The organism is Streptomyces sp. SP18BB07 (assembly GCF_036322545.1).
In the GTDB taxonomy this organism is placed as follows: Bacteria; Actinomycetota; Actinomycetes; order Streptomycetales; family Streptomycetaceae; genus Streptomyces; species Streptomyces deccanensis.
Map to the genome: position 1 here is coordinate 65,781 of NZ_JAQYWT010000237.1, position 22,595 is coordinate 88,375.

General features: G+C 71.8%; 21 protein-coding genes and 1 riboswitch. Of the genes, 13 read left to right on the forward strand and 8 right to left on the reverse strand.

Features of this window, described 5'->3' with window-relative positions:
- Positions 1-213: 213 nt before the first annotated feature.
- Positions 214-717, forward strand: coding sequence for a helix-turn-helix domain-containing protein (locus PUR53_RS07675; RefSeq protein WP_329898648.1), 504 nt, complete (start codon positions 214-216; stop codon positions 715-717).
- A 78-nt stretch (positions 718-795) separates the two neighbouring features.
- Here the strand turns inward: PUR53_RS07675 and PUR53_RS07680 are convergent, their stop codons facing one another.
- Positions 796-1,329 (reverse strand): peptidoglycan-binding domain-containing protein, encoded by a 534-nt coding sequence (locus PUR53_RS07680; RefSeq protein ID WP_329898649.1) that lies wholly within the window; start codon positions 1,327-1,329, stop codon positions 796-798.
- Positions 1,330-1,743: 414 nt separating this feature from the next.
- Here PUR53_RS07680 and PUR53_RS48100 point away from each other — a divergent pair, with 414 nt between their 5' ends.
- The 3 genes from PUR53_RS48100 (at position 1,744) to PUR53_RS07705 (ending at position 5,568) form a co-directional block, all read left to right on the forward strand.
- The gene (locus PUR53_RS48100; RefSeq protein ID WP_443080271.1) at positions 1,744-3,189 is read left to right on the forward strand and encodes a DUF2690 domain-containing protein; all 1,446 of its coding nucleotides are present in this window, start codon (positions 1,744-1,746) and stop codon (positions 3,187-3,189) included.
- A 422-nt stretch (positions 3,190-3,611) separates the two neighbouring features.
- On the forward strand, positions 3,612-4,601 hold the full coding sequence (locus PUR53_RS07700) for a malate dehydrogenase (RefSeq protein WP_329898650.1): 990 nt from the start codon (positions 3,612-3,614) through the stop codon (positions 4,599-4,601).
- Between the two features lie 145 nt (positions 4,602-4,746).
- Positions 4,747-5,568: a hypothetical protein gene (locus PUR53_RS07705; RefSeq protein WP_329898651.1), complete on the forward strand. Its 822-nt coding sequence runs from the start codon at positions 4,747-4,749 to the stop codon at positions 5,566-5,568.
- 13 nt (positions 5,569-5,581) lie between these two features.
- Here PUR53_RS07705 and PUR53_RS07710 read toward each other — a convergent pair whose 3' ends face one another.
- A complete protein-coding gene (locus PUR53_RS07710; protein WP_329907814.1) occupies positions 5,582-6,826 on the reverse strand; it encodes an epoxide hydrolase family protein in 1,245 nt (414 codons plus the stop codon).
- A 63-nt stretch (positions 6,827-6,889) separates the two neighbouring features.
- Here PUR53_RS07710 and PUR53_RS07715 point away from each other — a divergent pair, with 63 nt between their 5' ends.
- The 4 genes from PUR53_RS07715 to PUR53_RS07730 all read left to right on the forward strand — a co-directional run bounded on the left by PUR53_RS07715 (position 6,890) and on the right by PUR53_RS07730 (position 11,323).
- Complete coding sequence (locus tag PUR53_RS07715; protein WP_329898653.1) at positions 6,890-7,924, forward strand: helix-turn-helix transcriptional regulator; 1,035 nt, start codon at positions 6,890-6,892, stop codon at positions 7,922-7,924.
- Between the two features lie 151 nt (positions 7,925-8,075).
- Positions 8,076-8,465: a hypothetical protein gene (locus PUR53_RS07720; protein WP_239756826.1), complete on the forward strand. Its 390-nt coding sequence runs from the start codon at positions 8,076-8,078 to the stop codon at positions 8,463-8,465.
- 21 nt (positions 8,466-8,486) lie between these two features.
- Positions 8,487-9,671 carry a glutathionylspermidine synthase family protein gene (locus PUR53_RS07725; RefSeq protein ID WP_329907815.1) on the forward strand — a complete coding sequence of 395 codons (1,185 nt, stop codon included), beginning with the start codon at positions 8,487-8,489 and terminating at the stop codon, positions 9,669-9,671.
- An 83-nt stretch (positions 9,672-9,754) separates the two neighbouring features.
- A riboswitch (ZMP/ZTP riboswitch) is annotated at positions 9,755-9,843 on the forward strand.
- Between the two features lie 31 nt (positions 9,844-9,874).
- Complete coding sequence (locus PUR53_RS07730; protein ID WP_329907816.1) at positions 9,875-11,323, forward strand: glycine hydroxymethyltransferase; 1,449 nt, start codon at positions 9,875-9,877, stop codon at positions 11,321-11,323.
- Between the two features lie 67 nt (positions 11,324-11,390).
- Here PUR53_RS07730 and PUR53_RS07735 read toward each other — a convergent pair whose 3' ends face one another.
- The 3 genes from PUR53_RS07735 to PUR53_RS07745 all read right to left on the reverse strand — a co-directional run bounded on the left by PUR53_RS07735 (position 11,391) and on the right by PUR53_RS07745 (position 13,897).
- On the reverse strand, positions 11,391-12,158 hold the full coding sequence (locus tag PUR53_RS07735; protein ID WP_329898656.1) for a hypothetical protein: 768 nt from the start codon (positions 12,156-12,158) through the stop codon (positions 11,391-11,393).
- A 100-nt stretch (positions 12,159-12,258) separates the two neighbouring features.
- A complete protein-coding gene (locus PUR53_RS07740) occupies positions 12,259-13,059 on the reverse strand; it encodes a hypothetical protein (RefSeq protein ID WP_329898740.1) in 801 nt (266 codons plus the stop codon).
- Positions 13,060-13,273: 214 nt separating this feature from the next.
- Complete coding sequence (locus PUR53_RS07745) at positions 13,274-13,897, reverse strand: RNA polymerase sigma factor (RefSeq protein ID WP_329907817.1); 624 nt, start codon at positions 13,895-13,897, stop codon at positions 13,274-13,276.
- A gap of 100 nt (positions 13,898-13,997) precedes the next feature.
- Here PUR53_RS07745 and trpS point away from each other — a divergent pair, with 100 nt between their 5' ends.
- On the forward strand, positions 13,998-15,011 hold the full coding sequence (trpS, locus tag PUR53_RS07750) for a tryptophan--tRNA ligase (RefSeq protein WP_239756831.1): 1,014 nt from the start codon (positions 13,998-14,000) through the stop codon (positions 15,009-15,011).
- 294 nt (positions 15,012-15,305) lie between these two features.
- A complete protein-coding gene (locus PUR53_RS07755; RefSeq protein WP_239756832.1) occupies positions 15,306-15,887 on the forward strand; it encodes a 2'-5' RNA ligase family protein in 582 nt (193 codons plus the stop codon).
- A 127-nt stretch (positions 15,888-16,014) separates the two neighbouring features.
- Here the strand turns inward: PUR53_RS07755 and PUR53_RS07760 are convergent, their stop codons facing one another.
- Together PUR53_RS07760 and PUR53_RS07765 are read right to left on the reverse strand one after the other, a co-directional pair.
- A complete protein-coding gene (locus PUR53_RS07760; protein WP_329907818.1) occupies positions 16,015-16,770 on the reverse strand; it encodes a decaprenylphospho-beta-D-erythro-pentofuranosid-2-ulose 2-reductase in 756 nt (251 codons plus the stop codon).
- 56 nt (positions 16,771-16,826) lie between these two features.
- Entirely contained in the window at positions 16,827-18,455 is a 1,629-nt protein-coding gene (locus tag PUR53_RS07765) for an FAD-binding oxidoreductase (protein ID WP_329907820.1), read from the reverse strand.
- 143 nt (positions 18,456-18,598) lie between these two features.
- Between PUR53_RS07765 and PUR53_RS07770 the strand changes: the two genes are divergently transcribed.
- From PUR53_RS07770 to PUR53_RS07780, 3 genes are all read left to right on the forward strand, one after another.
- Entirely contained in the window at positions 18,599-19,141 is a 543-nt protein-coding gene (locus tag PUR53_RS07770) for a phosphatase PAP2 family protein (protein ID WP_329907821.1), read from the forward strand.
- On the forward strand, positions 19,134-20,168 hold the full coding sequence (locus tag PUR53_RS07775; RefSeq protein WP_329907823.1) for a decaprenyl-phosphate phosphoribosyltransferase: 1,035 nt from the start codon (positions 19,134-19,136) through the stop codon (positions 20,166-20,168). The genes PUR53_RS07770 and PUR53_RS07775 overlap by 8 nt, the downstream gene beginning before the upstream one ends.
- A 104-nt stretch (positions 20,169-20,272) precedes the next feature.
- On the forward strand, positions 20,273-21,133 hold the full coding sequence (locus PUR53_RS07780; RefSeq protein WP_329898662.1) for a YihY/virulence factor BrkB family protein: 861 nt from the start codon (positions 20,273-20,275) through the stop codon (positions 21,131-21,133).
- Between the two features lie 83 nt (positions 21,134-21,216).
- On the opposite strand, the gene PUR53_RS07785 is transcribed toward PUR53_RS07780, so the two are convergent.
- Positions 21,217-22,509 (reverse strand): D-alanyl-D-alanine carboxypeptidase family protein, encoded by a 1,293-nt coding sequence (locus PUR53_RS07785; RefSeq protein WP_329898663.1) that lies wholly within the window; start codon positions 22,507-22,509, stop codon positions 21,217-21,219.
- Positions 22,510-22,595: the final 86 nt, after the last annotated feature.

Below are 22,595 nucleotides of genomic sequence, written 5' to 3' on the forward strand. Positions count from 1 at the left end.
GTCAACACCGGCGCGCGGGGCCGTTCTCACGCGCCCCTCCTCGTGCTCTTCGCTTCGCCTCACCAGACCGCCCCCGTCACTCCACGCCACTCCAGAACACCCCGGCGCACTGACCGAACGCCACGGCTCCGACGCCCGTACTGGTGGGAACCGGTGCACCCGCAACCGTCGTCACCTGCTCAGACCCGCCCTCGAGCCGAGGAGGCAAGCCCGATGAGCGCCTGGCAGCCGCTGCCGGACGAACTCCCCCCGGAGGTGCAGCATTTCGTCGAGCAGCTACGCCTGCTGAAGGACCGCACGGGACTGAGTCTCGTCGCGCTCGGCGCGCGCACCGCGTACAGCAAGTCCTCCTGGCAGCGGTACCTGAACGGCACCCAGCCCCCGCCCCGGCAGGCGGTCGTGGCCCTGTGCCGGGTCGCCGGGGAGGACGCCGAACGGTTCGGGGCGCTCCGGGAACTGGCCCTACGGGCCTGGCCGCGCCCGGCCCCCCAGACGGTGCCGCCGTCCCAGCCGTCCATCCCCCGAGCGGTGGGGGAGCAGGGGGAGAGCACGGCGGAGGCGTACGAGGACGACCCCACGCTCCCCTGGTGGGACACCCCCGCCGACGAACCGGCTCCCCGCCCGCCCGGCCGCATCGCCCTGTACGCCGCGCTCGCCGTCCTGATCGCCCTGATCCTCGTCGCCGCCGCGCTGATAGGGGCCGTCACGCTGGCGTGACGACCCCCATCGACGGCAGGCCCCCCGATGGCGCGTCGGCGAAGGACGCGCCGTCACCGGTCGGCGCCGGCCGGACCCTCAGCCGCGCCAGTCGTACGCGGCGACCTTCCACTTCGAGCCGATCCTGACGTAGTAGTCCCCGTCGAGGCGCTTGAAGTCCACCGCGTGCGACAGGCCCGCGTACGTCACCTTGCCGTCGCCGAAGGGCCCGTCGAGGAAACCGTCGGCCTGCCCGAAGGTCTCCTTGCCGACGATCCCGTCGACGTCCTCCAGGTCTTCCTGCGCCTGCCAGTACTTGGTCGCCGAGCGGGTCTTCCAGCCGAAGATCCCGTCGATGTCCCACGCGGTGAAGGTGTGCAGATCGCCGCTGGAGTCCTTCCACTTGGCGCCGTCGGCGTACAGGACGCTCTGCCACAGCCGCGTCGCGTTGCTCTTGGCGTGCGAGTTGACGGACAGCGTGCCCTCGTCGCCCCAGTCGTTGTACGCGGCACCGGAGCCGTCGACGACGTGCGGCTCGGAAGCCGTGGCGAGCGGAGCGGCGGTGCCGAGCGCGAGCCCGGCCGAGGCCGTCACGGTGACGGCCGCGAGCAGCAGCCTGGCCTTGAGTTGCATGTGATCCCCCTGGTCCCCGTTGACCTGTTGACGCGTCGACCCGTTCAGGCGTTGATCCGTCGGGTGACCGCTGACCGCGCCTGTGTGGTCGTTGTGTCGATGTGTTGACATATTTGAGGATGTGCGGTCGCCCCGCCCGACACCAGGGCTAACGTGGGCATTTGGGATGGCCCGGGACGTCCCGTGTCTGGACCTGTGATTTCGTCCGGAAATCCGGGATGTCGGTGGGACACTGGACCGCAGACCGTTGGGGGGCGTGCGACGGCGCATGTGCAGGTCCGAAATGCTCCCGCGCGCCCCTTTTCGCGGAACTGGCATCCCTGCCGGGCGCATCCCAGTGGGTAGGCCAGAACGGGGCTTCGGAGAGGGCCCCGGGTCGTACGGAGAGACGTACGGGGGGAAGAGGGGGAAGTAATGCCTCGTTGGAGGGCCTTGCCGGATGAACTCGATCCACAGGTCAGGGAGTTCGCGGGCCAGCTCCGCCGGCTCGTCGACCGCGGTGGGCTGAGCATCGCAGCGGTGGCCGACCGCACGGGCTACAGCAAGACGTCCTGGGAGCGGTATCTCAACGGCAGACTGCTCGCGCCGAAAGGCGCGATCGTCGCGTTGGCCGAGGTGACCGGTACCGATCCCGTCCATCTGACCACCATGTGGGAGCTGGCCGAGCGCGCCTGGAGCCGTTCGGAGATGCGCCACGACATGACCATGGAAGCGATCCGTATCTCCCAGGCCCGCGCCGCCCTCGGCGAGACGGGCGGCCAGTCCACCGTCAAGGGCGGCGGCAGAAACGGCAGAGCGGGCCGCAGTGCCACCGCGACTCCGGGGGTGGCGGGACCGGCGGGTGTCTCGCCGACCGTCCCGCCGCAGCCGCGCTCCCCGAGCGATCGCGCCTCGCGCTCGCCGTACGGGGGTTCGTCATACGGGAGTTCGAGCACGCCCTCCACCTCGTCGCCGTCGGCTCCCTCCGCTCCCTCCGTGTCCTCCTCCGCGCCGCCGTACGGCGGGGTCGGTGGGGCCGGGGCGGTCGCCGGGGGCGCGTCGCGCGTCAGTTGGGGAGCCGCACCGCCGTCGTCCCCGTCCTCCCCGTCGGCCTCCCCGTCCTCGGCCTCCCCATCCTCGGCGTCCGCGTCCTCGCCGTCCTCGCCGTCGGCCCTGGCGGGAGGGCGTTCGTCGTCGGTCTCCTCCGGGGCTGCCTCGGGGGCGGCCCCCGGGCCCGCCTCGGTGTCGTCGGCGTCGTCGTCCCGGGGTCCGGCCGGTGCCTCGGGTGCCGGTGGCGGCCGGGCCGCCGGTGACGCCTCGGCCCCCTCGGGGGTCTTCGGGCCGCCGCCCGGCGGTGGCGGCCGTTCCGACGGCGGCGACTCCGGGCCGAGGCGGCGCGTGACGATGTTCCTCGCCGGAGCCGTCGGCGCGCTCGTGGTGATCGCGGTGGCGTTCTTCCTCACCAACGGTGGCGGCAAGGACCAGGCCGAGGGCAAGCCCCCGACCTCACCGTCGACCTCGACCGGCACGAACCCCGACCTCCCGGCCGGCGTGAAGTGCAGCGGCAAGGACTGTGACGGCAAGGACCCCGAGACCATGGGGTGCATCGGCAACCTCGTCCGGACCACCGACGAGGCCACGATCGGCACGACACGGGTCGAGGTCCGCTACAGCAAGGCCTGCCAGGCCGCCTGGGCGCGCATCACCGGAGCCACCCAGGGCGACGAGGTCGAGGTCGCGGTCGGGAAGACCAAGCAGACCGCCGCCATCGAAGCCGCCGGCGACAACATCGCCTACACCCAGATGGTCGCCGTCAAGGACGCGGGCGAGGCCACGGCCTGCGTCACGCTGGCCTCGGGCCAGAAGGGCTGCACGGGGTAGGCGGCGGCCCGGCGGGCCCCCGGAAGCCCGTCGACCAGCCGCCCGCCGGCGGTCACGTCACGTCATCGCCGGTGCCCGAAAAGTAATCACGGTGTAAGTGGAATGCCCGGCCGACTCCGGGGCAGGCGGAGAGTACCCCCACGGGAGTCCGGCCCGCCCGGGAGACCTCGCACCACCCTCCCGGCCCGGCACCCCCACAGGCGGCCGCATGGTCCCACCCCCCCCCGGACCGGCGGCCGCCTCTTTTCGTGTGGTCCTCCCTGCGGCGCGACTTGTGGGGTGGGCCACACGAACCCCGGCCGTCCGGGATCCCGGATGCGCGGTAGCCTGACCACCGATCTCTCTTGACGCCAAGAGATCGATCATTTGTACGTCCCACGGGGCAGGGACGCCCCACCGCCAGCTGTCATACGGAGAACGCCATGACCCGCACTCCCGTGAACGTCACCGTCACCGGCGCGGCCGGCCAGATCGGTTACGCCCTGCTCTTCCGCATCGCCTCCGGCCAGCTGCTCGGCGCGGACGTGCCGGTCAAGCTCCGCCTCCTGGAGATCACTCCGGCGCTCAAGGCCGCCGAGGGCACCGCCATGGAGCTCGACGACTGCGCCTTCCCGCTCCTTCAGGGCATCGACATCACGGACGACCCGAACGTGGCCTTCGACGGCGCCAACGTAGGTCTGCTCGTCGGCGCCCGCCCCCGCACCAAGGGCATGGAGCGCGGTGACCTCCTGGAGGCCAACGGCGGCATCTTCAAGCCGCAGGGCAAGGCCATCAACGACCACGCGGCGGACGACATCAAGGTCCTCGTCGTCGGCAACCCGGCCAACACCAACGCCCTCATCGCCCAGGCCGCCGCGCCGGACGTCCCGGCCGAGCGCTTCACCGCGATGACCCGCCTGGACCACAACCGCGCGCTGACCCAGCTGTCGAAGAAGACGGGCGTCCCGGTCTCCGAGATCAAGAAGCTCACGATCTGGGGCAACCACTCCGCGACCCAGTACCCGGACATCTTCCACGCCACGGTCGCCGGCAAGAACGCCGCCGAGGTGGTCAACGACGAGAAGTGGCTCGCCGAGGACTTCATCCCGACCGTCGCCAAGCGTGGCGCCGCGATCATCGAGGCCCGTGGCGCCTCGTCGGCCGCCTCCGCCGCCAACGCCGCCATCGACCACGTCTACACCTGGGTCAACGGCACCGCCGAGGGCGACTGGGCCTCCATGGGCATCCCGTCCGACGGCTCCTACGGTGTGGCCGAGGGCCTCATCTCCTCCTTCCCGGTCACCGTGAAGGACGGCAAGTACGAGATCGTCCAGGGCCTGGACATCAACGAGTTCTCCCGCGCCCGCATCGACGCCTCGGTCCAGGAGCTGGCGGAGGAGCGCGAGGCGGTCCGCGCGCTCGGCCTCATCTGAGCAGCCCTCCCGGGGGCGACGTCCCCATAGCTTGCCCACGCAGGCCCTGTCCCGGTTTCGACCAGGACGGGGCCTGTTCGGCATGTTCGCCGCTATCGTCTGCCTACGCACGTCATGAGACGCCGACGTCGGCAAGGGGGACGGGATGACGCGCTGGGACCCGCACCAAGGACGCTGGGTGGACGAGCCGTCCGGAGGGGGCAGCCCCTGGCCGCGCACGGCGGCCATCGTCGTACTCGCCGCGCTGCTCGGCGGCGGCGCCGGATTCGGGGTGTGGTCCCTGTACCGGGACGACGACCCGGCCCGTACGACGGCCACGGACACCTCCCCCTCCACGCCCCCGCCCTCCCTCTCGGCGGCGGGCCCACAGGACGAAGGGACCACCGCCCCGGCCACCCCGAAGCGGTCGGACACGGGCGACGAGTCGAACGGTGACTCAAGTGAGGGCGAGGACGGGGGCGCGAATGGCGGCGTGGACGGGGACGACAGCGCGGACGGCGCCCCCGGCTACGTGCGCTCCGACGACCCGGCTGGCTTCACGGTCCTCGTACCCTCCGGCTGGGACCGGACCGCGAAGACACCGACGGGCAAACCCACCGTCGTGACGTACGAGTCCCCGGACGGCAGCCAAATCCTCCAGCTCTTCCAGGTCAGCGAGGACACTCCCGCCGAATCCATGGACCTGGCCGAGAACGAGAACTACGGCTTCGCCCGCCTCCCCGGCTACCGCGTCATCGACCGCGCCGCCGACGACGACAGCTACTCCGAGGTCGTCTACCGCTTCGACGGCGACGGCGATCTGGGCGCCCGTCAGGTCGTCGACCACCGCTTCCGCACGGCCGACGACCAGATCTACGGCGTCCGCCTCAGCGCCCCCGAGTCGACCCCGCTCGACACCCTGCGCGAGCCGGTCACGATGGCGGCCACCTCCCTGTGCCCGACGGGAGCGACCTGCGTACGGGGGTGAATTTGTTCCCTCTTCACCGCAGCTCGCGGAAGAACTCCCGAAGGTCCTCGACGAGAGCTTCCGGGGCCTCCAGGGCGAGGAAGTGGCCCCCACGGTCGAGTTCGGTCCACCGCACGATGTCGTGGTCCCGCTCGGCCCAACGCCGGACCGTCACATCGCGCGCCGAGACCAGCACAGCGGTGGGCACCCGCGCGCCTGCACCGTCGGTCTCGCCCCAGGAACTCGCGGAGATCTCCTCGTAGTAGATCTGCGCGGCCGAGGCCGCCGTGCCGGTGAACCAGTACAGCGAGACGTTCGTCAGCATGCGGTCCCGGTCCACGCTGTCCTCCGGCAGCCCGTCCTCGGGGTCCGTCAGCTCCTTGAACTTCTCCACGATCCAGGCCAGTTGACCCACGGGGGAGTCGGTGAGCCCGTACGCCACCGTCTGCGGCCGTTTGGAATTGCACTGGAGATAGCCGTCGTTGAAGTCCTGCATGGTGTGCCAGCGCCGCTGCTCGACCTCGCTGAGGCCGTCCATCTCGCCCTCCGCCCCTACGGGGAAGGTGATCATGCCGTTCACATGGACCCCGACGACCCGTTCCGGTGCCTGCTTCCCCATCTCGGGCGCGATCCACGACCCGGTGTCATACCCCTGGACCCCGTACCGCTCGTACCCCAGACGGGACATCAGCCCTGTGAACACCGTGGCCGTCCGGGCCGCGTTCATCCCGGGCCCCGCCAGCGGTGTGGAGAGTCCGAACCCGGGCAGCGACGGGATGACCAGGTGAAACGCGTCGCCCGGGTCCCCGCCGTGGGCCCGGGGATCGGACAACGGCCCGATGACGTCCAGGAAATCCACCACCGAGCCAGGCCACCCGTGCAACAGCAGCAACGGTGTGGCCCCCGCCTCCGGCGACCGCACATGAAGGAAGTGCACGTTCTGCCCGTCGACCTCCGCCGTGTACTGGTCGTACCCGTTGAGCGCCGCCTCCTGCGCCCGCCAGTCGAAGCCGGTGCGCCAGTACTCGGCCAGCTCCTTCAGATAGCCCGTCGGCACGCCCCGGCTCCACCCCACACCGGGCAGTTCGTCGGGCCAGCGGGTGTCCGCGAGCCGCCTGCGCAGATCGTCGAGCCGTTCCTGCGGGATCGCGATCCGGAACGGTGCGGGCGCGGGCGCGGGTGCGGGTGCTGGCTCGGAGTTCGAGGGGAGGTGGGGGTGGGCGTGGGCCTCCGGGCGGGGCTCGGACTGGGGAAGGACATCGGGTGTCGGCTTCGTCATGGCTCCGACGCTACGAACCGGTTGGGTCACCTTCGGTCCTAACTCTGCGGCACCCTCATGACCATGCTGGAGACCTCCGGACGACTGCTGAAGCTGCTCGCCCTGCTGCAGACCCACCGCGACCGCGACCGCTCCGGTGCCGAACTCGCCGAGCGGCTCGGCGTCAGCCGACGCACCCTGCGCCGGGACATCGAACGACTGCGTGACCTCGGCTACCCCGTGCACGCCGCCCGGGGCGCCGCCGGATACCGGCTCGGCGCCGGCGCGAGCCTGCCGCCCCTGCTGCTCGACGACGAGGAGGCCGTCGCGGTCGTGGTCGGCCTGCGCACCGCCGCCGAGGGCACGGTCACCGGCGTCGAGGAGGCCTCGCTGCGCGCCCTCACCAAGCTGGAGCAGGTGCTGCCGTCCCGGCTGCGGCACCGGGTGACCACCCTGCACCACGCCACCGTCCGCGCGGGAGCCGCCCCGGCCCCCAAGGTCTCGCCGGACACCCTCATGGCCATCGCCGAAGCCTGCCGCCGCCACGAACGCCTCCGCTTCGACTACGCCGGCCCACACACCTCCACCCCCGATCCGTCCGCTGCCGAGCCCTCCGCCCCCGATGCATCCGCTGCCGAGCCCTCCACCCCTCGCGTCCGCACCGTCGAACCGCACAGCCTCGTCAGCTTCGACCGGCACTGGTATCTCGTCGCCTGGGACACGGACCGCGCGGACTGGCGCACCTTCCGGGTCGACCGCCTCGTGCCGCGCACACCGACCGGACCACGCTTCGTCCCGCGCGCTCTTCCCGACGGCGACGCGGCGACCTATCTCGCCCACCGACTCTCGTCCCGGGCCTGGCCCTTCCGCGCCACCGTCACCCTGCACGAGCCGGCCGCATCGGTCGCAGAGCGGCTCTGGCCCGGCATGGGCGTGCTCGAACCCCTCGACGACGACCACTGTCTGCTGCACCTGGGCGCCGAGACCCCGCGCGACCTCGCCTGGATGATCACTTCGGTGGACGCCGACTTCACCCTGGACGCGTCAGCCGCACCCGAACTCGCCGACGCCCTGCGCGCCCAGGCCGAACGCTCGTTGCAGGCGATCCGCCGACCGTAGCCGCCGTTTCGCACCCGGTTGGCCCCCTCCGGGAGTCGATCACTAGTCTGAGCGCCGATAAAGCACACATAAGACGGCGGCCGATCCTCGCGTACCGCATCGCGAACCGGCCCGGTACGGCGGGGCTCACGAGCCCCACGGGGGAGCACACATGGGAGAACAGCGCAGGCGGCTGCGGTCCAGCACGGTCGTACTCGGTGGGATGGGCGTCGTCGCGGCGGCCCTGACCTCCTGCGGTTCCGATCCGGACCGCCGCTGCGTGGACCGCGACAGCTACGACTACGCCAACGGCTACAAGATCATCGCCGACAAGAACTGCAACTCGAGCTCCAGCTCCTCGTCCTCGTACGGCAAGAACCGCAAGAGCAACAGCAGCGGAAACCGCAGCCGGAGCGACTCGGTCGACGCCGCCTGGTACTACGACGCGGACGTCAGCGGCGGCCGCGCCGACTACGGCACCTTCAGCCGCAGCGAGGCCGTCGACCGGGACGGCTTCGGCTGCTCGGGCGACGGCGACGGCTCCGGCTCCAGCGGCGGCTGACCCGGCGGACGAGGCAGCACCATGGAACGCCGCACCATCGAACCCCGCCCCGGCTGGCAGGAGACCGTCGAGGAACAGGGGCTCATCTACCCGCTGACCCGCCACCCCGACGGTTCCCTGCGCCCCTACTGGGACGAGAGCGCGTACTACGTCTTCTCGCTCCCCGAGGTCGAGGCGCTGGAGGAGGGCGTCGAGGAACTGCACGGCATGTGCCTCGCGGCGGCCGAGCACATCGTGGCCGAGGACCGCTTCGCCGACCTCGGCATCACCGACCCACGCCTCGTCGACCTCGTCGCCGAGGCGTGGCACCGGCGAGCCGAACTGCCGTCCGTCTACGGCCGCTTCGACCTCCGCTACGACGGGACCGGCCCCGCCAAGATGCTGGAGTACAACGCCGACACCCCGACCTCGCTCGTCGAGGCGGCCAGCCCCCAGTGGTTCTGGATGGAGGAACGCTTCCCGGGCGCCGACCAGTGGAACTCCCTCCACGAACGCCTCGTCGACGCCTGGCGGAAACAGTCCCCGCTCCTGCCGCCGGGCAGCCCCCTCTACTTCGCGCACTCCGCCGGCGACGAGCTCGGCGAGGACCTGATGACGGTGGCCTATCTGAAGGAGACCGCCGAACAGGCCGGACTCGCCACCGACTGGATCTCCATGGAGGACATCGGCTGGGACCGCCTCTCCGAACGCTTCGTCGACAAGAAGCTCCGCTTCATCCGCAGCGTCTTCAAGCTCTACCCCTGGGAGTGGCTCACCACCGACCGCTTCGCCCCCCATGTCCTCGCCACCCTCGACAACGGCGGCGGCACCGGGACCACGATGTGGATCGAGCCCGCCTGGAAGATGCTGCTCAGCAACAAGGCACTCCTCGCCGTCCTCTGGGAGCTGTACCCCGGTCACCCCCATCTCCTCCCCGCCTATCTCGACGGCCCCCGCGAACTGGCCACCACCACCGGCTACGTCGCCAAACCCCTCCTGGGCCGCGAGGGCGCCGGCGTCACCCTCCACGCCCCCGACACCGCCTTCGAACCCCGCGAAGAACCCTGCTGCTACCAGGAGTTGGCCCCCCTCCCCACCTTCGACGACAACCACGTCGTCCTCGGCGCCTGGGTCGTCGAGAACGAGTCCGCCGGTCTCGGTATCCGCGAGTCCTCGGGCCTGATCACGGACGAGTACGCCCGTTTCCTCCCCCATGTGATCCTCTGATGATCTTCTGACATGCCTGCCTCCTCCCGTCGTTCGAATGGTGGACGTCCCGGCCCGCCGCTCCCGCCCGCCCGATAGGGTGAGCCGTGGGTCGTGACTGGCGCGCTGGGATGGGACGGACCATCGGGGAGCGGCCCGGGCAGGATGAGTGCCGTGCGCCTGGGCCGTACCGTGAACGCTGAACGCAACGTCCGGAGGTCCCCATGTCAGCCGAGCCCCTCTCCCCCGAGTCCACCGCCTTCCGTGCCGCCCTCGATGTGATCCGCGCCGTCGAGCCGCGGGTGGCCGACGCCATCGGCCAGGAGGTCACCGACCAGCGCGAGATGCTCAAGCTGATCGCCTCCGAGAACTACGCCTCCCCGGCCACTCTCCTGACCATGGGCAACTGGTTCAGCGACAAGTACGCCGAGGGCACCGTCGGCCGCCGCTTCTACGCCGGCTGTCGCAACGTCGACACCGTCGAGTCGCTCGCCGCCGAGCACGCCAAGGAACTCTTCGGCGCCCGTCACGCCTACGTCCAGCCGCACTCCGGCATCGACGCCAACCTGGTCGCCTTCTGGTCCGTCCTCGCCGACCGGGTCGAGGCCCCCTTCCTGGAGAAGGCCGGCGCCCGCCAGGTCAACGACCTCTCCGACGCCGACTGGGCCGAACTCCGCCAGGCCTTCGGCAACCAGCGCATGCTCGGCATGTCCCTGGACGCCGGCGGCCACCTCACCCACGGCTTCCGCCCGAACATCTCCGGCAAGATGTTCGACCAGCGCTCCTACGGCACCGACCCCGCCACCGGCCTCATCGACTACGAGGCCCTGCGCACCTCCGCCCGTGACTTCAAGCCGCTGATCATCGTCGCCGGCTACTCCGCCTACCCCCGTCTGGTGAACTTCCGGATCATGCGCGAGATCGCCGACGAGGTCGGCGCCACGCTCATGGTGGACATGGCGCACTTCGCGGGCCTCGTCGCCGGCAAGGTCCTCACCGGCGACTTCGACCCCGTACCGCACGCCCAGATCGTCACCACGACCACCCACAAGTCGCTGCGCGGCCCGCGCGGCGGCATGGTCCTGTGCGACGACTCCCTCAAGGACCAGGTCGACCGGGGCTGCCCGATGGTCCTCGGCGGTCCCCTCCCGCACGTCATGGCCGCCAAGGCCGTCGCCCTCGCCGAGGCCCGTCAGCCCGCCTTCCAGGACTACGCCCAGCGCATCGTCGACAACTCCCGCGCCCTCGCCGAGGGGTTGATGCGCCGTGGAGCCACCCTGGTCACCGGCGGCACCGACAATCACCTCAACCTGATCGACGTCGCCACCTCCTACGGTCTCACCGGCCGCCAGGCCGAGGCCGCGCTGCTCGACTCCGGCATCGTCACCAACCGCAACGCCATCCCGGCCGACCCGAACGGCGCCTGGTACACCTCCGGCATCCGCATCGGCACGCCCGCGCTGACGACGCGGGGGCTGGGCACCGCCGAGATGGACGAGGTCGCCGGCCTCATCGACCGCGTCCTCACCACCACCGAGCCCGGCACCACCAAGTCGGGCGCCCCCTCCAAGGCCCAGCACATCCTCGACGCGAAGGTCGCCGACGAGATCTCCCGTCGCGCCACCGACCTCGTCGCCGGCTTCCCGCTGTACCCGGAGATCGACCTCGGCTGACCCGGCCGACCCGGCCGACCTGCGGTGCGCCTCCTGACCGCCCCTGGCTCCTACCGGCGGTCGTCACTCAGGCGTCCAGCAGCTCCTGACGAGGCCCCTGCGGCGGCCCGGACCCGTTCCGGGCTGCCGCGCGGCGCAGGAGAAGCGTGGCACCGCCTGAGCCGAGGAGCAGGCCCACGGCCAGGGCGGGTATCGCCCAGTGCGCGCGGTCGGTCAGGCCGGGTGTGCCGGTCGCGGCCCTGACCTCGGCGGACGTACCGGCGGTGCCTGCCGCGGGCCCGCCCGGCGCGTCGCTCGAAGGCGGCTCGTCCCGCACGAGGGCGCCGGAGTCCGGATCGCCCGGGGCCGCGCCCAGGATCTCCAGGCCGGTGAGAAGTTTCCGCAGCTGGTCCGGCTGCTTCGCCCGGTGCCAGACGCCGGCGTCCGGAGCGCCCAAGGTCTCCTCACCGGTGCCGAGCGTCGTGTGGATCCAGATGTCCTTGGTGTCCGGCGCGGCCGTGTAGACCCGGTCCAACCGCCACGGCGTCACGTCGTGGATCATCCACGTCACGCTGACCATGTCGCTGATCCGCTCCCCCCATATCTCCTCCCGACCCCACTCCGGGGCCTCCTCCCGGCTCCGGTCGAGCTCGCCGCCCGTTGTGGCGAGGAGCCTCTCCAGGTCGCCGTACTCCTCCTGTGTGCCGTACAGCGAGGCCGTCCGCTGGCTCGTCGGAGAGACCAGCAGCACGCTGGTCGGCCCGCCCGCCGCCGAAGGCGGAGCCCCCAGCAGCACCAGGGCGAACGCCGTCAGCAACGCGCCCATCGCCGCCGTCAGTTGTCGCAGTCCACGCATCCGACACCCCCGATCGATCCCGGTGCGGCCCTCCCGCACTCGCGGTGTCACTCCTGGTACACCGCTCGAACCGCCGGGGTTCCCACCCGGACGGCACCGATCAGTCCAACGAGTCCGCGATCTCCCGTGCCCGCGCCTTCGACTCCACGCCCTCCAGTCGCAGCGTGAACGCGTCGTCGTGGACCCACAGCAGGGTGGGCCCCGCCGTGCGCTCCGAGCGGGTGTAGCGGGAGCCGTCCTCGGAGGTCATCCAGAAGCGCAGCAGATGCGGCTCGGGGAACCACAGCGCGTCGTACGCGCCCGCGCCCAGCTCGATCCACTCCACGGCCTGCTCGCCCGCCACGGTCTTGCCGTACTCGGGGGCGAGCAGGGCCGCGTACTCGTCGAGCCGGACGGTGCCTCCCCGCTCCTCCCAGCAGAGGGTGATCACGAAGCGGTCCTTCGGCGCACGCGTCACGGACACCGCGTCCGGGGGGCCCAGCGCGCCCGGCACGAGCGGAGCGAACCCCGCCCGCCGCGCGGCCTCGGTGAGCGAGACCGGCTCCGGGCAGCCGGGCACCCGGGCGCCCGGCGAGGGCGTCGCCGACGGGTCGTACCGCACCTCGACCCCGCCGAAGCGGAACCAGTCGGCCACCGCCGCCCGCACCGGAGGGGTGAGGACGAGGGCCGTGAGCAGCCCGCACAGCGCGGCGATCAGCGCGCGCCAGCGTGTGCGGGCCCACCGGCGCACCGCCCGCAGCCGCTCTCCGGCCCCCGGCGGCCCGGCCACCGGGGTCGGCACCCGCTCGGCGAGTATCTGCTGGAGGACACGCTCGACCATGGTCTCGTCGCCGTCGCTCCCCGGCCGATCCAGCGCCCGCCCGAGCGCCCGCAGCTCCCCGGTCAACCGGGCGTCACGCACCTCACCCTCGGTGCCGGAGCCGTCCCACCACGCCCCTCGCCCCTGCCCGTCGGCACGCCCCCGGTCCTCCGCAGGGCCCCGGCCCCGGTCCTGGCCCCGGCCCCGGTCCTCCGCACGGCCGCACTCACCGGCACGACCACCGTCCTCGTCCCAGCCCTGCTGCTCGCCAGGTCCCCGCTCCTCGCCCGCTCCCCGCTCCCCGCCCCCGTCCGGCTCACGCACGCCCCTCACCCCCTCCGCCCTTCCGGCCCAGCGGCTGCCCCGGTTCGCACTCCGGTAGGAGACGGCTCAGCTTGCGCAGGGCGCGGCTCAGGCGGGACTTCACCGTGCCTCGGGGCCAGCCCAGGGCGGCCGCCGTCTCCGGCTCGTCCATCTCCAGCAGATAGCGGTACGTGACGACCAGCCGGTGTTCCTCGCTCAGCTTCTCCAGGGCGCCCAGCAGCGCGACACGCCGCTCTATCTCCAGCGCGGCGACCGCCGGGTCGGCCGAGGGCGGTATCAGCGGCTCGGCCTCCACGAAGGCGGCCTCCCGGTCGGCCAGTGATCGCTGGCGCCCCGCTGTCCGCACTGTGTTCCTCGTCTCATTGGCCACGATCGACAGAAGCCACGGCCGGAACGCGGCATCGTCCCGGAAGCGGCCCAGTGAGCAGTACGCCTTGAAGAAGGCCTGCTGCACCACGTCCTCCGCGTCCGCACCGGCGCCGAGCGCCCGCGCCGCCCGCAGCGCGATGCCCGTATGGGCGCGCACCAGCTCCGCATAGGCCTCCGGCTCCCCGGCGCGTACGCGTGCGATCACCGCGGCCTCATCGACGATGCGGCCCCCCTCCCGCGTTCTCACAACATGGGTACACCGCCCGGACCGGATCGGTTCCCACCCGTGTCACATCTGTTTCCGGTCGGTTCCGGAACGCCCCCGGATACCTGAGAGAATGGTGAGCATGGCCTCTGATCGACCCCGCGTGCTCTCCGGCATCCAGCCCACCGCCGGCTCGTTCCACCTCGGCAACTACCTCGGCGCCGTCCGCCAGTGGGTGGCCCTGCAGGAGTCCCACGACGCCTTCTACATGGTCGTCGACCTGCACGCGATCACCATCGCGCAGGACCCCGCGGACCTGCGCGCCAACACCAGGCTCGCCGCCGCGCAGCTCCTCGCCGCCGGTCTCGACCCGGAGCGCTGCACGCTCTTCGTCCAGAGCCACGTCCCCGAGCACGCGCAGCTCGGCTGGGTCATGAACTGCCTCACCGGCTTCGGCGAGGCCTCCCGTATGACCCAGTTCAAGGACAAGTCCGCCAAGCAGGGCGCCGACCGCGCGAGCGTCGGCCTCTTCACGTACCCGATCCTCCAGGTCGCGGACATCCTGCTGTACCAGGCGAACGAGGTGCCGGTCGGCGAGGACCAGCGCCAGCACATCGAGCTCACCCGTGACCTCGCCGAGCGCTTCAACGGTCGCTTCGGCGAGACCTTCACGATCCCGAAGCCGTACATCCTGAAGGAGACGGCGAAGATCTACGACCTCCAGGACCCCGCGATCAAGATGAGCAAGTCGGCGTCGACCCCGAAGGGGTTGATCAACCTGCTCGACGATCCGAAGGTCACCGCGAAGAAGGTCAAGAGCGCCGTCACCGACACCGACACGGTGATCCGCTTCGACACCGCGGAGAAGCCGGGCGTCAGCAACCTGCTGAGCATCTACTCGACCCTGACGGGGGCGGGTATCGCGGAACTGGAGCAGAAGTACGTCGGCAAGGGCTACGGTGCGCTCAAGACGGACCTCGCCGAGGTCATGGTCGAGTTCGTGACGCCGTTCCGGGAGCGCACCCAGCAGTATCTGGACGACCCGGAGACGCTCGACTCGATCCTGGCCAAGGGGGCCGAGAAGGCGCGCGCGGTCGCGGCGGAGACGCTCGCCCAGGCGTACGACGCGGTGGGCTTCCTGCCCGCCAAGCACTGAGCCGCACCACCTCTGCGCCCGAGCGCCTCTCGCACCACCGGTCGCACCACCGACAGCGCCGCACATCACTCCCGCTGCGCCTGCCGGGAGGACCGCCGTGGCCGTACAGTCGATATCCGGTACGACCGACAGCCGGTACGACCGACAGTCCGTACGACTGGCAGTCAGTACGACTGGCAGTCAGTACGACCGACAGTCAGAACGACCGACAGTCCGTACGACCGGCGACCGGTACGACGGACCGTGGCTGACAAGCACGACGACAACTCGCATGACACGACGACAGGAGACGACGTGGGGACCGTAACGATCGGTGTGTCGATCGCGGTCCCGGAGCCCCACGGCAGCCAGCTCCAGGAGCGGCGCACGGGTTTCGGCGACGCCGCGGCTCACGGCATCCCCACCCATGTCACGCTGCTGCCGCCGACCGAGGTCGAGGACACCGACATCCCGGCGATCGAGCAGCACCTCCGTGAGGTCGCGGCGGCCGGGCGTCCCTTCCCGATGCGGCTGGCCGGCACGGGTACCTTCCGCCCGCTGTCGCCCGTCGTGTACGTGCGGGTCGTCGAGGGGGCCGAGGCCTGCACCTGGTTGCAGAAGCAGGTCCGGGACGCGTCGGGGCCGGTGGCACGCGAGTTGAACTTCCCGTACCACCCGCATGTCACCGTGGCGCACGGCATCGCCGAGGAGGCGATGGACCGGGCGTTCGAGGAGCTCGCCGAGTACGAGGCCGAGTGGCCCTGCACCGGGTTCGCGCTCTACGAGCAGGGTTCCGACGGGGTCTGGCGCAAGCTGCGGGAGTTCGTGTTCGGCGGGTCCGTCGTGCCGCCGCAGGCGGGGGCGCCGGTCGGGGACACGACGCTTCCCGCGCGGTGACCGGGCGCGCCGCTGGGAGGGGCGGACCGCTCCGGGAGGGGTGGTCGAGCGGTCCTCGCGGCCGCGGATGGGTGGGGGTTGTTCGCGCAGTTCCCCGCGCCCCCGAAAAGCGAGGTGCTCGGCTCTTCTAGAGCGGCAGGCGGCGGAAGATCGCCCTCGGTACGTGCCTCAGGGCCGTCATCACCAGCCGTAGGGAACCCGGCACCCAGACCATTTCCGAGCGGCGCCGCAGTCCCAGTTCGATGGCGGCGGCCACGGCCTCCGGGGTCGTGGCGAAGGGACTCTCCGGGCGGCCCGCCGTCATGCTCGTGCGGACGAAGCCGGGACGGACGAGCATGACGTGGGCGCCGGTGCCGTGCAGGGCGTCGCCCAGGCCCTGGGTGAAGGTGTCGAGGCCGGCCTTGCTGGAGCCGTAGATGAAGTTGGAGCGGCGGGCCCGCTCGGCGGCGACGGAGGACAGCACGACCAGGGAGCCGTGGCCCTGCGCCTGGAGCGCCCGCGCGCACACCAGGGCGGACGAGACGGCGCCGGTGTAGTTGGTCTGCGCGACGCGCGCGGCGGACACCGGGTCGCGTTCGTCGTTCGCCTGGTCGCCGAGGACACCGAAGGCGAGGAGGACCATGTCGATGTCGCCCTCGGTGAAGACCTTGCCGAGGACCGACTCGTGGGACTCGGGGTCGAGTGCGTCGAAGGTGATGGTGTGGGTCTCCGCGCCGAGGCCGCGCAGATGGGTGGCCGCGTTCTCCAGATCCTGCGACGGGCGCCCGGCCAGCCACACCGTGCGGGTGCGGCGGGCGATCAGACGGCGTGCCGTGGCGAGCGCGATGTCCGACGTGCCGCCGAGGATCAGCAGGGACTGGGGGGTGCCGAAGGCGTCCTTCATGACAGCTCCTGGGTGTGGGTGGGACAGAGGTGCGCACCGCGTGCGGAGCACCGCGCTCACAGGCCGAGGCGGCGGGCCAGGTCCGACACGAAGACCCCGCCCGGGTCCAACTCCTGCCGCAGTGCGCGGAATTCGGGGAGCCTCGGATACATCGAGGCCAGCAGTTCGGGCCGTAGACGGGCGTCCTTCGCCAGGTAGACGCGGCCGGACGCGGCCGCGACCTCCTCGTCGAGCGAGTCCAGGAACGCGCCGAGGCCGGGCATGCTCGCCGGGATGTCCAGGGCGAGGGTCCAGCCGGGCATCGGGAAGGACAGCCAGCCGGGGTCGCCCTCGCCGAACCGCTTCAGGACGGCGAGGAAGGAGGGACAGCGGCGCGCGGAGATCCGGGCCACGATCCGGCGCAGGGCCTCCTCCCGGCCGTGTCCGACGACGAACTGGTACTGGACGAAGCCGGACCGGCCGTAGATCCGGTTCCAGTGCGGGACCCCGTCGAGGGGGTGGAAGAAGGTGGAGAGCCGCTGGAGTTCGTCGGTGCGGGCCCGGGGCGCCCGGCGGTACCAGAGTTCGTTGAAGAGCCCCATGGCCGTGCGGCCGAGGAGACCGTCGGGGACGAAGGAGGGCGCGGCGGGGAGGCTGGGGGTCCGGAACTCCAACGGGCTGGCGAGCACGTCCCTCCGGAACGGGAACGTGAACGGGAACGTGGACGGGAACGCGTCACCGAACGGGGAGCGACCCCCACGCGCGCGCGTGGACGCCCGCCACGGCGCCCCCGCCGACGACGCCCACCACGACTCCGACGACGGACCCCACGGCGATCCCGCCCCCGGTGGCCGCGGCTCGTTCCGGTGCCGCAGTGCCTCCAGTGCGTCCAGGGGCGCGTGGTCGCCGCGGGTGAGCACTGCTCGGCCCGTCGCGGCGCCCCTGGCGAGCAGGTCGATCCAGGCGACCGAATAGCGGTAGTAGCGGTCCGTGGCGGTCAGGCGGGCGAGGAGGTCGTCGAGGTCGCGCGCGCGTTCGGTGTCGACGCACATCCAGGACGTCTCGACGGGGAGGAGGCGGACGGTCGCGGTGAGGATGACGCCGGTGAGGCCCATGCCGCCGGCCGTGGCGTCGAAGAGCGGGGTGCCGGGGACGACCGTGCGGATCTCGCCGTCGGCCGTGAGCAGGTCGAGGGAGAGCACATGGCGGGCGAACGACCCGGAGACGTGGTGGTTCTTGCCGTGGATGTCGGCCGCGATCGCGCCGCCTACGGTCACCTGACGGGTCCCCGGGGTCACCGGCACGAACCAGCCCAGCGGGAGCAGGACCTCCATCAGCCGGTGCAGCGAGACGCCCGCGTCGCACAGCACGGTGCCGCCGTCCGCGTCGATGGCGTGGACGCGGTCGAGGCCGGTCATGTCGAGGACGGCGCCGCCCGCGTTCTGCGCCGCGTCCCCGTACGCCCGCCCCAGCCCCCGGGCGATCCCGCCGCGCGCCCCGTGCGCCCCACACGCCCGTACGGCGGCCGCGGCCTCCTCGTAGGTCCGCGGGCGGACCAGCCGGGCGGCGGTCGGGGCGGTGCGGCCCCAGCCGGTGACCGTGACGGGAGCGGAGGCGGGACCGGGGCCCGGGACGGAGGCAGGGGCGGAGCGGCGGGGGCCGGCGGGCGGGGGAGCAGGGGAGGTCGAGGCGGCGTCGGCTGGCATGCTCGCGACCGTATCGCCGCGTATGCGGAGGAGTCGGGCGCGTCGGCACGGCCGCTCTGTCGCCTCACCGAAATGGGTGATTAGTGGGATGTCGTTCAAGATTGCCGTAGCTCCGACCCGGTCGCCCACGAGAGTGGCGTCGCATGGATGAAGTTGACGTCGTCGAGGGTGTGCGGGGACTGGACCGGCGGCTGCTCTCCGCGCTGCACGCCCGTGGTGCCGATCCACGTGTCGCGAGCGCCGCACGCGGACTCTCCCGGGTGGGGGAGCACGGCCTGCTGTGGCTCGCGGCCGGGCTGGCGGGCGCCGCCGTCGACCGGGAGCGGCGTCGCGTGTGGCTGCGCGGCACGGCGCTGACCGCCGGGGCGCATCTGGCCAGCATGGGCGTCAAGCGCGTCGTACGACGGCCGCGCCCCACCCACGTCGAACCCCTGGTCCGCACGGTCGGACGGCACTCCTTCCCCAGCTCGCACGCGAGTTCGGCGGCTGCGGCGGTCGCCGTCGTGGCCCACGGAGCCCTGGGCGCGCCGCTGCTGCTGTCCGCCGCCGCGCCGCTCGCCGCCGCGATGTGCCTGTCCCGGCTCGTCGTCGGCGTGCACTACCCGTCGGACGTGGCGGCGGGCGTGGCCCTCGGGGCGCTCACGGCACGGCTGGGCGCACGCTGGGTGGTGAGCGCCGATGACTGAGCACGCCGCGACCGGGACCACGGCGACCGGGCCCACGACGATCGAGAGCACGACGATCGGCCTCGCGACGACCGGCCGCACCGCGGCGGGGCACGCAGGCGTCCTTGCGCGCCGGGCGGTTTCCGGCCAGGCGCCGCCCCCGAGGGCCGGCCTTGTCCGCGGGCTCCTCCGGACGACCCGCCCCCGGCAGTGGATCAAGAACACCCTCGTCGTCGCCGCGCCCGCGGCCGCCGGGGAGCTCTTCACACCCCGCGCGCTGGTCCAACTCCCGCTCGTCTTCGTCCTCTTCACGGCCTGTGCCGCCGCGGTGTACCTCGTCAACGACGCCCGGGACGCCGACGCGGACCGCGCGCACCCCGTCAAGCGCCACCGCCCGGTCGCCGCCGGACAGGTGCCCGTACCGGTCGCGTACGGAGTCGGGGGCGCCCTGGCCGTGCTCGCGCCGTCGGCCGCCGCTTGGCTCTGCCCGCCGTACACCGCCGCGCTGCTGACGGCGTACCTCGGCCTCCAACTCGCCTACTGCGTCAGCCTCAAGCACGTCCTGGTCGTCGATCTGGCGGTGGTCACCACCGGGTTCCTGATGCGGGCGATGATCGGCGGACTCGCGCTGGGCATCCCGCTCTCGCGCTGGTTCCTGATCACCACCGGGTTCGGCGCGCTGTTCATGGTGGCCGCCAAGCGGTACTCGGAGGCCGTGCAGTTGGCCGACCGGGCCGGCGCGACCCGGGCCCTGCTCACCGAGTACACCGCCGGATACCTCCGCTTCGTCTGGCAACTGGCCGCCGGTGTCGCCGTACTCGGCTACTGCCTCTGGGCCCTGGAGGAAGGCGGCGTACCCACCACCGGCGTGCTGCCCTGGCGGCAACTGTCCATGGTCGCCTTCGTCCTGGCCGTCCTCCGCTACGCCGTCTTCGCCGACCGGGGCACCGCCGGCGAGCCCGAGGACGTCATCCTGCGCGACCGTGCCCTCACCCTCATCGGCGTCGTGTGGCTGACGATGTACGGGCTCGCGGTGGCGGACTGGTGAGCCGGACGCGGTGGTGCCGGGAGCGATGACGTCCGGAGGGGATCCGTGAACCGGTGTGGGGGTACCCGGTATCGGGTGTCGACGACTGGGGCAGAGTTCGGATCATGGACTGGCTGAAAAAGCTTCCCGGGGTGGGCCCTCAGGTGGAGCGTCTGATGACGACGCACGCGTGGCGGTCGTTCGAGCGGCTGGAGCGGGTGAAGTGGACCCGGCTGGCCGCGGCGATGACGTTCATCAGCTTCCTGGCGCTGTTCCCGCTGCTGACCGTGGCGGCGGCCATCGTCGCGGCGACCCTCGGCAAGGACCAGCAGCGGGAGCTGGAGGACCGGCTCGCCGAGCAGGTGCCCGGCATCTCCGACCAGCTCGACATCGCCGGCCTCGTCGACAACGCGGGCACGGTCGGGATCATCGCCGGCGCGCTGCTGCTGTTCACCGGCATCGGCTGGGTCGGTGAGATGCGCGGCTGTCTGCGCGCGGTCTGGGAGAAGGAGGATCCCGACGAGAACCCCGTCCTCGCCAAGGGCAAGGACGCGGGCCTGCTGGTCGGTCTGGGCGGCGCGGTCCTCGTGTCGCTGGCCGCTTCCGCCGCCGCCTCCTGGGCCGTCGGCCGGTTCGCCGACCAACTCGGCATCGACCGCGACGGGTGGGGCGGCATCCTCCTGCGCGTCGCCGCGTTCGCCGTCGCCGTCCTGGCCGACTTCCTGCTCCTGCTCTACGTCCTCACGCTGCTCCCCGGCGTCCAGCCGCCCCGCCGCCGCCTCGTCGTGGCCGCCCTCATAGGAGCCGTGGGCTTCGAACTGCTCAAGCTCCTGCTCAGCGGCTACATCCAGGGCGTCGCCTCGAAGAGCATGTACGGCGCCTTCGGAGTCCCCATCGCCCTGCTCCTGTGGATCAACCTCACCACCAAGCTCCTGCTGTACTGCGCGGCCTGGACGGCGGAGGACAGCAAGGAGAGCGCCCCGTAAGGGGCGCGGGGAACTGCGCGACCAGCCACGACGCACCGGCACCCCGCATCCGGCACCACCAGGCAGACGCTCCCGGACGGCCCCTACTTCTTCGCCCGCAGAGGCCACTTCCGGTTCACCAGGAACACCCCGCCGGCCACCAGCACCAACACGCCCCCCATGATCCCAAGGGCGACCCCGACCCCGCCGCCCCCGCCGGAGGCGCGCGCGGCGACCGACTTCCCGCCCGCCCCGCCGGAGGACGCCGACGCCGTCGCCCCCGCCTGCGCACTCGGCTCGTCGGCACCCCCACCGGAGGTGTCCGCGCCCTTGGGCGGCACCAGCTCACCCACCGGCGTCACCTTGCCCGCCGCCTTGAACCCCCAGTCGAAGAGGCTCGCGGTCTCCTTGTAGACCTGGTTGTGCTCGTCCTTCTCCGGATGCATGACGGTGACGAGGAGGACCCGCCCGTCGCGCTCGGCGACCCCGGTGAACGTGGCGCCCGCGTTCGTCGTGTTGCCGTTCTTCACACCCGCGATGCCCTGGTAGGAGTCGAGACCGCTGTCCCCGGTGAGCAGCCGGTTGGTGTTCTGGATCTCGAAGGACGAGCGGCTCTTCTTGCCGTTCTTGCCCTTCTTCGTCTCGCCGGGGAACTTCGCCCGCACGGTGGAGCAGTACTCCCGGAAATCCTTCTTCTGCAGCCCCGACCTGGCGATCAGTGTCAGGTCGTAGGCGGACGACACCTGCCCCTTGGCGTCGTACCCGTCCGGGCTGACCGCGTGCGTGTCGAGGGCCTGGAGCTCCTCGGCGTGCGCGTTCATGTCCGCGACGGTCTGCTTCACGCCGCCGTTCATGGCCGACAGGACGTGTACCGCGTCGTTGCCGGAGCGAAGGAAGACACCGAGCCACAGGTCATGGACGGTGTACGTCTCGTCCTCCTTTATGCCGACCATGCTGGAGCCCGAGCCGACGCCCGCCAGATCGGCGGGCACGACCTTGTGCTCGTCGTCCTTGTTGAACTTCGGCAGCAGGGTGTCCGCGAACAGCATCTTCAGCGTGCTCGCGGGGGCCAGCCGCCAGTGCGCGTTGTGCGCGGCCAGCACCTCGCCCGACTCGGCGTCGGCGACGATCCAGGAGCGGGCGCTGATGCCCTTGGGCAGCACGGGCGCGTCGCTGCCGAGACTGGCCTGCGTACCGGGCTCGCCCAACAGTTCGCCGCCGACGGTCGACATGTTCGCCGGGGGAGTCGCGGACGGCGAGGCGCTCGGACTGGGCGACGGCTTCGCCGCGAAGGCCGGGCCGGCCGTCAGCATCGGCAGTGAGGCCAGGGAGAGGGACAGCAGGGTGGCTGAGGTGACCAGCAGGGGGCGCCTGACGGTCTTCTTGGAGGCGGGCACGATCGAGAAAGTACATGGCTCCGACCGGTAAATCCCACTGGAACGCCCCGTGGCGCTCACGCTCCTGCTCACGCCCCCGCGCACAC